Genomic DNA, 8,854 nt, shown 5'->3' on the forward strand with positions numbered 1-8,854 from the left:
CCTAGCTGACCAGGAAGGGATAGACCGCACTGCCGACCCTGCCCGCATCGCCCGGTTCAAAGCCAAATCCGAAGAACGCCAAAGACAGGCCGAGATCCAATCCCGCGATTTGGCAGAACGGGGTATCTCACAGGCGCTACGGATCTGGCGCGCCTCCTTCGCTAATCACCCCGGGCTGGCGGCCTATCTGGAACGCGGCCGGGGCATTCGAATAGGTGCATTAGGTGGCTTGCCCCCAACACTGCGCTATCACCCGGATTTGCCCTGCTATGAGGGCACCGGCGGTGACCGCGCCCGGATCACCCATCGTGGCCCGGCGATGGTGGGCTTTATCGGGCGCCAGCGTCTGGTGGGCGTGCATCTGACCTGGATTGACCCCAAAGACCCGGCACGCGGCCGCGCCCGGTTTGGTGACGGCTCCAAGGTGCCAAAGAAGCTCAAAGGCCGCACGGGCGCCATCTGGGGTCAGCCCGTTGTCCTGTCCAAGCCCTATTGCCCCTTGGTGGTGGTCGGGGAAGGCATTGAAACCACCCTTGCGGTGCTGGCCGCCACCCGCTTGCGCAATCCCGGATTCAAGGCCCGTGTTGAGGCGGCCCTATCGCTTGGCGCCCTCAGTGGACCAGAAGCCAGGACCGGCGCCCGCCGGGGCAAATCTGAGCGCACAGGAAAACCTTTGCCGTCATCGGTGCCAGATCTGGAAAACCCGCGCCCCGGCTGGCTGCCCCCCGATGGCATCACCCGCGCCACTATCCTCGCCGACCCCAGCACCAAATGCCCGGATACCGCCCGCCTGCACGCGGCCCGCGCCGAAGCCAAGCTGGCGCACCACTGCGCACAGGGCGCCCGGTTGGCCATCCCAAGGGGTCACTGGGACCACGACGATGATTTTGCAGACCTCACCAAAAATGGAGAACTCTATGTTTAACATGTCTCTTGCCGAGCGGCTTGACCTGGAAATGAACGATGAAGACAACGCTGCCCGCATTCTGTCGGCCTATGGCGAAGATCTGATCTTTGTCTCCGGCAAGGGGTGGGCCGTCTGGGATGGCACACGGTATTCCTTCCGTTCCGGTGCGCTGGCCGCCCGTGAGATCGGCCACAGGCTGCGGCGCCTGGTGCTGGAGGAGGCCGACTATCTGCAACGGACCTTTGACCCTACAGAGCAGGAGATCGAAGACTTCATTCAGGCCTGTCAACGCAGACGGCCGCCAATCTACGTCCGGTCCGCCAGTGATGCCCGCCAAATGATGGGATTTGCCGCCGCTTCCAAACTGCGCCAACACGCCACCAAATGCGGCAATGCCGCCAAGGTGAAAAGCGCGCTTGAAACCTGCGAACACCAGCGCCGCGCCGAGGTGGAAGATATGGACGCCGATCCCTGGACACTGGTCCTACCCAATGGGGATCTGAACCTGCGCGCCGTGCGGAACTGGCAGCGGCCCGAGGGCGCGACCGAAACCGAAGAGATCGAAAGCAAAATGGTGTGGCTGGAAGACACCGATCGCTCCAAACTGCCCAGCAAATGCGGTGGTGTGCGCTTTAACCCAGCGGCCCGCTGCCCACATTGGCTGGCCTTCATGAAACTGATCCTGCCGGATGCGGCCATCAGGAACTGCACGCAACGCATTCTTGGTGCCTGCCTCTTTGGCCAGAACCCCGCGCAGATATGCGTGTTGCTACGTGGCCCGGGTGGGAATGGGAAATCCACATTGCTGAACACAATCGCCTACGTGTTAGGGCGCCGTGATGGTTATGCCGCCACCTGCAAGGTGGAAATGTTCCTGGACACCGGCCAGCAAAGCCCCTCAGGCGCCAATCCCGAAGAAGTCGATTTACCCGGCGCCCGCGCCTATATCGCCACCGAGCCAGGCGCGCGAGACGTGTTGAGCGCCAAGAAAATCAAAGGCCTCACTGGCGGTGATCGGCGTATGAGCCGGGGCAATTACGAAAACCCGTTCTTCTGGACGCCAACCGGCATTCCGCTGATTTCCTGCAATCGCACCCCCAAGATCAAAGATGAGGACGAAGGCACCCGCCGCCGGTTGGTCTTTGTGCCCTTTGACGTGGATCTGCGTAGCCTGCCGCAGGACCAACAGCGCTCCCAGGCTGAGGTTGAGGCAGAACTGCGCCGCGAGGCCAGCGGCATTCTGAACTGGCTCCTGGAAGGTTTTCAGGACTTCCTGCGGCGCGGCATCGCCCTGCCTGAGCCTATGACACGCCTCAAGATCCAACTGCTTGAATCGGCTGATCCCGTCGGGGTGTTTCTGACCGAAATGACCTACAAGGAAACCAAGGGTCGCCTCTCTGTCAGTGAATTTTACAAGGTGCATGAAGCCTGGTGCGAACAGGAAGGGCGTCAGCTGTTCCAGATGAAAACAGTGGGCGACATCATGGTCGAAAAGGGCTTTGAGCGCGGCCCTGTCCGGGGGCGCTCGCACTGGAAAGGTTTGAAGTGGAAACCAGAGGCCGCAGACCTGGTGGAGCACGTCACCGGCAACAGGCCCAAAGGCGCCCCTCCGGCCGAGAAAGGACCGGCATTCTGATGGCCCCAGACATGCCTTCTGATCCCCGCGCCCCTGTTTAGGACAGGGGGAGAACCCTCACCCGGGGGGTAAAACAGAGCGAGGACCAAGCGGCCCCCGCCGTAAACCGGCGGGGAAGAAGTAAGCGAAAAGGCGCAAATCTGGCGTAAATTCATCACCTTTCTCACCCTTACACTCACCCCTTTTGTTCTTCTAACTTATTGAAAATAAACAAAGGGGTGAGAAAGAAGAAGAGGGTGAGTACGCGCTATAGGTAGAAAAAATCATGTATCGGAAAAATTAGAGAACTTTGGGGAGTGGGCAACCCGTCTCCCCCTCCACCCGGAAAGGAAAGACGAATGGTCAAAAAGCGCAAAACTCGAGCAACGCCCAAAGTCACACTGCCTCCCTTTACCTGGGATACCAAAACCAAACTAGCCGACGGTACCGTGGCCTCGCTTGCAAGACCCGGCCTTGAACAGGTTAAAATGGAGACAGGTACCAGCCAAGGGGCCGATGGTCAGGTGGTTCTGAACCGAGCACGGGTTTGGCGGGTGAAAACGCACTCAACCCTGCGCATCCTCAACCCAGCTGGGCGCGCTGCTGTCCTGGACTATGCGGAAGTCTTCGAGGCCGTACACTCTTCAGGGCGCACAGTTGATCCGACTGGAGGCACGGGTAGAAGCGGCTCACGCGGCCCCAGTCTTCGCGCCCTCACGGCCGCAACACGCTTACGTCAAATGAACGCAGTGCTTGCCGACGGTGAGCTGGTTGTACCGCTGAAAGACGCTCGCCGCCTGCGCCGATCCGATGGTCTGGCCCGAGTGAGTTATCGCCAACTTGCCCAATGGGTCGGTGTAGATGAACTTAGCCGAGCAGAGATCCTGCGCAAAGCCGGGGCCACTTCATCCAATGAAACGGCTCAGGACGCTGCAACCCTTGCCATAGTCGAAATGGCCCAATCCTTGGCCCTGTGTTGCGGCTACGTCCAAACGGCGCTCCCAAGCACAAATTCGCGCAACAGCCCAAAACCCTGATGTATATGCTTCGGCACTCTCTCAGGCTTCCGGCTTAACAAACACAGGTAGCTTTGTCAGAAAAGTGCAGAAACCGGCATTCGCAAAGTCGACGCTAAACTGATCAGGCCCATGGCGCCATCCGGCCCAAACCTGCCACCTACAAGGCCTTTCTATGCTGCACCGCAACTTTCGCATTGCAGACATTGGAAATAGTGGCAGAAGCACATAACCGTCCGGTTCAAGCCATGGGCATTGACGTACTAGAAGTACATGTTGTCAACTCGGAGGTGCTTAAGACATTTATTCACAATTAGATATACGGAATTGAGAATGCTATGCCTTTTTATCACGACCTGAAGAATTACGATCCAGACCCCATCTATCCAAACAAAGCTGAATGGATCGCTCGCCGCCTTCTGACCCTGCGCTACGATCTGGCTCAAAGCATTTCAAAGGCGCGACGTCCCAATTCGCTCATAATAGGTTCATGGAACATCCGTGCGTTTGACGGCGGAATGCCACGTCTTGATGAAAGCTACCACTACATCGCGGAGATCGTCTCAGCCTTCGACATCTGTGCTATCCAAGAACTACGCAATGATCTGGGCCCTGTTAAAAGGCTCATGAGTCTCCTTGGCCCCAACTGGGACTATTTCGTCACAGACGTTGGCAACCACGAGGGCGCTAACCACGAACGAATGGGGTTCGTCTTTAATAAGGACAAGGTGTTTTTCCGCAATGTCATTGGTGAAATAGTAATCCCGTCGAGTGCGATGACTGATGGTGGCCAGATCGCGCGCACACCCTTCTTTGCCGCATTCCAGTCGAATTGGTTTCGTTTCACGCTTTGTTCAAATCACATCATCTATGGTGACGACTTGCGTAAGCGTGGCGAGGAAATTTCAGCAATTACAAGTGCGCTTTTGAAACGTGCGAAGAAAGAGGACCAGGTTTTCGTTTTCCTTGGCGATATGAACATCGAAAGCCGTGATGATCAAGTTTGGCAAGCGCTCGTAGACAGTGGCATGCAAGTTCCGCGCTTCGAAGCTACCAACATGAAAGGTGACAAGTTCTATGATCAGATCGCCTATACGGAGAAAGGTGCCTCGACCCGCAAAACGCGACTGCTGCGGCACGGTGTGTTCGATTGGAGGAATTCGGTTTTTGGCCCAGCACAAGAGGGCGATCCAACAGCCCCTGATGACCCGCCGTTCGTCAGTCGGAAAACCGATATCGAACAGAGACAACATTATGAGCCTATAAATGCCGCAATGCGGACAGCTTACGGCAAGGATCCATACACTGATTTTGACGCACAATACGCCACAAACTTCATGACCTACGAGATGTCCGATCACCTTCCAATTTGGGTTGAACTTGAGGTTGATTACTCAGACGAATATCTGGCACGTTTTCTTCCTGAGGCGTGAGCAGAGGTGTTTTCGGCCCATTGCAGACTTTGATGAAGTAGTCTTGCGCTGCACTGCAGCTACTGCAAAGCAGCCATTGTACAAACGCGAATTTAGCCTGCTCCCAACGACTTCAACAGTCCGCCTAGCACAGCACCTACGGCATCACCCACTCGCCAGTAGCTGCTGCTTTTGGCAGGCGGCGACTTGACTGCAACTTCGTCAAGTTTTGCCAGCCGCTCCGGTAGTTCTATCCCATCACTATGCGAAATTCCCAGATCGGTTTCCGCAATTGAAACGATAGCGTCGATTTCTGCCTTTGCTTCCTCTGCAGATGTTGAGCTAGCGTCATCTAGTACCGTTTTCATGTCGCGCAGCAATGCTCTTGCCGTTTGCCCTGAATCAAGTGCTTGCACTACCACTTCTTCACTAACGGCATGCTCAGTCAGAGTTGCAATGCGCCTGCTGTTGCTCATGTGCCGAGCAATTGCTTTAGCCTCTTCCTTGGTTTTGGCAACGACTGTGTAGGACACCTGATAGGTTCCGTATCCAATTGATCGCAAAACAAACTCACAATCAAATGTTCTGGCATAAGCCGCGAGGAGCAAGCTCAACACCGCTTGATCGAAATCATCATGGCTTTGATAATGTAACAGAAAACTTGGTCCATCAGGGCCAGGCAAGTAAATAATCCGTCGTCTCTTCTCCAGGTTTACATATCGATCGAATTGATCAAGGAGCTCTGAGTACAAAGTTGGCATTGTCGGCAGTATCCAAACCAAAACAAAATCTTATGAATAGTATTGTTTTGAAGAGGTCTTGTCTATCGGCCCTGAGCTGCCGTTCGTTGCGTCATGTGCCGCAGCGGTCCACTCCTAAAAGCGGCCATTCATGCTTCGCGCGGCATAACGCTCATTCCTTCGGCTTAGTGCCATAGGTCAATGGGGTCACCTGCTGTGGATGAAGGCCCAAAACAACATCGCCTTTTGGTGGAGGTTCTTCCTTGGTAGACCGCCAGCGAGTGAAATCCGGTTCAACCCAAACCTTAGGCTTACGGCGCTCTAACGCCACCCAGTCAGCTCTGTGGTAGAGCCTAAGCACCACACAAATTGTTGCGTTCATCAGGCGAAAGCGTGGTGAGTGTGCGGGATATGCATCTCCTTCAGGAACGGGGCTAGAGAAGCTAGAACAAAGGCCTTTAATAGTTGCGTCGCCAAACGAAAGACCGTGTCGAGCATGAGCAAAGCGATTGCGAACTTTCCTTATGAGCTCTGTCTCGGATTTCTCATAGTCATCTATTAATCCGAGCGCATGACATAAGTTCACACGTGCAGACATTGTACCGATCGGTGCCGAAGCTCCATTCAACAACTTGTCAGGCGAGCCATTCTCGATGAAGAAGCCGCGCAGGGTTTCCGACAGCAACTCATCAATCAACGCGGCTGCCACCAATGGTAGACCACGGTCAGTCTCCTTTTGCAGTTCTTGTGTAAATGCGGCCAGATCTTCCGCAGTTGACAATAGCACTCTTTGGGCCCCTCTCTTCAGAAGTTTTGTCGAACGTATCAGGGTAGAACTGATTCCACATGCAAAATTAGTGTGTTCTAACGGGGGCAGAGATGCTGCAATGTTCCACCTCTACCTTTGCGAGAAGCACCGGCACCACTATCTGGCCCAAGGCTGTCATCCGACGATTGACTTCCATGCTGCAATGCGGCCCGCCAAACCTACCGTTCGCTGCGGGGGCACAAGGCCTCCCCTGGCTAGTTCACAAGTCTTTTAGCGCCGCCGGAACTATTGTCCATTTTCCTAGAATGGCTCTTTAAGCATCGTTGCAGAAGCGTCGGAGAGGCTTGATAGACAAAACTCGCTGTGGCAGCCTGAACCAGAAAGCAATTATTTTGAGCACTCTTATATGGAAAATTTCTTCTTGATGCGCAATTCTCGGAAGGTAACATTCGCCGCCAGAATACAGGCATTGGTTTCGGTCGTGCTGATTTGGCCGAGCATGGCTTCTGCCCAAACTACAGACCCAGACAGTGAATTCCGTTTAGCCTTGATCGTCCGCGTTTCAGAACGGATAGGAATAACCGTGATCATTGTGTCGATATCGCTGATACTTCTGGTCGCGTTTTGGCGCAGCCTACAGAAAGTAGACTTCGCATTTGAAACTGATGGCGGCGTTACCAAGGCCAATGTGATTCTTGCAACCCCGATTTTTGTACTGCTCATTTTAGTCGGTTACGCATACGTCACATTTTCATTTCCAATGACTCTGGAGGCACCCCAAGAAAGTCCTGTAATAGCAGCTGAAAAAGACCCGCCGAATAGAAATAGTGCTCGCACGTTCATGTTTCTCAGAGGGAGTGAAGAAGGGGTTCTTGAATTTAGTCAAGCAGTTTCAACTCTCCTTTTGGTACAGGAGTTTGGGCAGTTTAAGGATGTTGCGCCGCTTCACCAAAAGCGCCTCGAACGGGCTCTAAATGTCATCGGAAATGCTCGCGCCGATGTTATAGCAAATTCACTGGGCACCAATGCTCTAAGGCTCTGGAACCAATCGGGTGAGAGTTACTTGCTGAACCCCACTAGCGTGGCCCAAAGTGACAGAAAAAAACTTGAGGAACTGTCAAAATGGTATTCGCCATTCGATCCATAGTACTTTGCGCACTGTCGCTTGCCCCCCTAAACATTGGCAGCGTGGCCAATGCCCAATCGAGTCCTGCCTTGCAAGCTTCGAAATATATTCGAGACGTAACACAGGCAGACGTGCGCGATGTAGTTTTGCCGATCCTTCGGCAAGGAATGCAGCCCCGAGAGCTCGAGATAGTCGACAGGATTGAAATTCGCATTGTCGTCGATCAACGAATTGGCAGAGTTCATGCTGGTGAGGATGCCAATGGCACTCCTATAATTGAAATCAGCACTGGCTTCCTATCCTTGGTCGGCTCGCTGATTGACGCCAACCTCACAGGACGGCGCTTCGGCAAAGCTGAGCTTATCGGACCATATAAGGAAGCTGTGTCAACATTCCTTAAAACCAGCAGGCAGGTCATTAGAGACGGCGGAACATCTGCTCCTCCTGAGCCATTCAATAAATTCGCCGGCATCTCCGAAGCTCAGTATTCAGCATTCTGGCAAAGCCGTGAATATGATGATCAATTTTCTTGGTGGATGAGGAGTGCGTTGTCGATAGTTCTGGCTCATGAACTTGGTCACCACGTGTTTGGCCATCTGGACGAGCTCGAGACTAAGTCCCTCGCGGAGCGTCGTAGCATGGAAGACCAAGCGGACGATTTTGCGATACGTGTGAATTGGATGCTTGGTGTGAACCCGATTTTGTTCTCAGAGTATTTCCTGATCTTTGCGATGGTTGAAGATGGCTTATTGGAAGGATCACATGCGCCTAGCGCTTGCCGTCTCGAGAAATTCATCCATGCAGGCCTTACGTTTTCAAAAGGAGATCAAGGTTTCATGTCGCACGTACAAAAGGACAAAGCATTAAGTGAAAATCTGTCGCAGTTGGAGTACGCAAGAGAACAACTCAAGGAAGCTTGCGAAGATGGCGAAGCAATGACTGAGACTTCTATACCAGGATTGTTTGGACTGTCCCTCAACAAATGATCTGAAACAAGAGCGTGTGACCGGAAACGGCCCAAGAACTAAGCCAGTTACGCGACAATGGCGCGTTTGGCTGATTTAGCGCACCATACGTATGGCGGCGCATTTTGCGATCTGTCGATCCTGTTTGACGATTGAGGTTTCTCAATCTGGTGACAAGAGGATTTCATGACGGAGGAGAAGATGAGCCCGTTGCGTGCGCGGATAATGGAAGATATGCATATTCGTCAGATGGGCGACAAAGCCCAGATGTCGCATATTCGGGCGACCAAGGATTTCGCCAAGT

General features: G+C 53.9%; 8 protein-coding genes. 6 read left to right on the forward strand and 2 right to left on the reverse strand.

Features of this window, described 5'->3' with window-relative positions; genetic code table 11:
- From AN476_RS23160 to AN476_RS21580, 4 genes are all read left to right on the forward strand, one after another.
- The coding region (locus AN476_RS23160) for a hypothetical protein (protein ID WP_216598414.1) at positions 1–925 on the forward strand (925 nt) is incomplete at its 5' end.
- Positions 918–2,543, forward strand: a complete 1,626-nt coding sequence (locus AN476_RS21570; protein WP_162930059.1) for a phage/plasmid primase, P4 family — start codon at positions 918–920, stop codon at positions 2,541–2,543. The genes AN476_RS23160 and AN476_RS21570, both read left to right, overlap by 8 nt.
- Before the next feature lie 467 nt (positions 2,544–3,010).
- On the forward strand, positions 3,011–3,559 hold the full coding sequence (locus AN476_RS23165) for a hypothetical protein (RefSeq protein ID WP_216598415.1): 549 nt from the start codon (positions 3,011–3,013) through the stop codon (positions 3,557–3,559).
- Positions 3,560–3,876: 317 nt separating this feature from the next.
- Positions 3,877–4,971 carry an endonuclease/exonuclease/phosphatase family protein gene (locus AN476_RS21580; RefSeq protein ID WP_054463834.1) on the forward strand — a complete coding sequence of 365 codons (1,095 nt, stop codon included), beginning with the start codon at positions 3,877–3,879 and terminating at the stop codon, positions 4,969–4,971.
- A 92-nt stretch (positions 4,972–5,063) separates the two neighbouring features.
- Here AN476_RS21580 and AN476_RS21585 read toward each other — a convergent pair whose 3' ends face one another.
- Both AN476_RS21585 and AN476_RS22980 read right to left on the reverse strand, forming a co-directional pair.
- Entirely contained in the window at positions 5,064–5,711 is a 648-nt protein-coding gene (locus AN476_RS21585) for a hypothetical protein (RefSeq protein WP_054463835.1), read from the reverse strand.
- 151 nt (positions 5,712–5,862) lie between these two features.
- The gene (locus tag AN476_RS22980; protein ID WP_157063846.1) at positions 5,863–6,471 is read right to left on the reverse strand and encodes a transcriptional regulator; all 609 of its coding nucleotides are present in this window, start codon (positions 6,469–6,471) and stop codon (positions 5,863–5,865) included.
- Between the two features lie 394 nt (positions 6,472–6,865).
- Between AN476_RS22980 and AN476_RS21590 the strand changes: the two genes are divergently transcribed.
- Complete coding sequence (locus AN476_RS21590; protein ID WP_054463836.1) at positions 6,866–7,606, forward strand: hypothetical protein; 741 nt, start codon at positions 6,866–6,868, stop codon at positions 7,604–7,606.
- Positions 7,582–8,571: an ImmA/IrrE family metallo-endopeptidase gene (locus tag AN476_RS21595; RefSeq protein WP_054463837.1), complete on the forward strand. Its 990-nt coding sequence runs from the start codon at positions 7,582–7,584 to the stop codon at positions 8,569–8,571. The genes AN476_RS21590 and AN476_RS21595 overlap by 25 nt, the downstream gene beginning before the upstream one ends.
- Positions 8,572–8,854: the final 283 nt, after the last annotated feature.

It is taken from the genome of Phaeobacter sp. 11ANDIMAR09, from assembly GCF_001294455.1.
Classification (GTDB): Bacteria; Pseudomonadota; Alphaproteobacteria; order Rhodobacterales; family Rhodobacteraceae; genus Pseudophaeobacter.

Coding starts and splice junctions, on each gene's coding strand:
- AN476_RS21570 (WP_162930059.1), top strand. CDS start 918: ATGTTTAACATGTCTCTTGCCGAGCGGCTTGACCTGGAAATGAACGAT.
- AN476_RS23165 (WP_216598415.1), top strand. CDS start 3,011: ATGGAGACAGGTACCAGCCAAGGGGCCGATGGTCAGGTGGTTCTGAAC.
- AN476_RS21580 (WP_054463834.1), top strand. CDS start 3,877: ATGCCTTTTTATCACGACCTGAAGAATTACGATCCAGACCCCATCTAT.
- AN476_RS21585 (WP_054463835.1), bottom strand. CDS start 5,711: ATGCCAACTTTGTACTCAGAGCTCCTTGATCAATTCGATCGATATGTA.
- AN476_RS21590 (WP_054463836.1), top strand. CDS start 6,866: ATGGAAAATTTCTTCTTGATGCGCAATTCTCGGAAGGTAACATTCGCC.
- AN476_RS21595 (WP_054463837.1), top strand. CDS start 7,582: ATGGTATTCGCCATTCGATCCATAGTACTTTGCGCACTGTCGCTTGCC.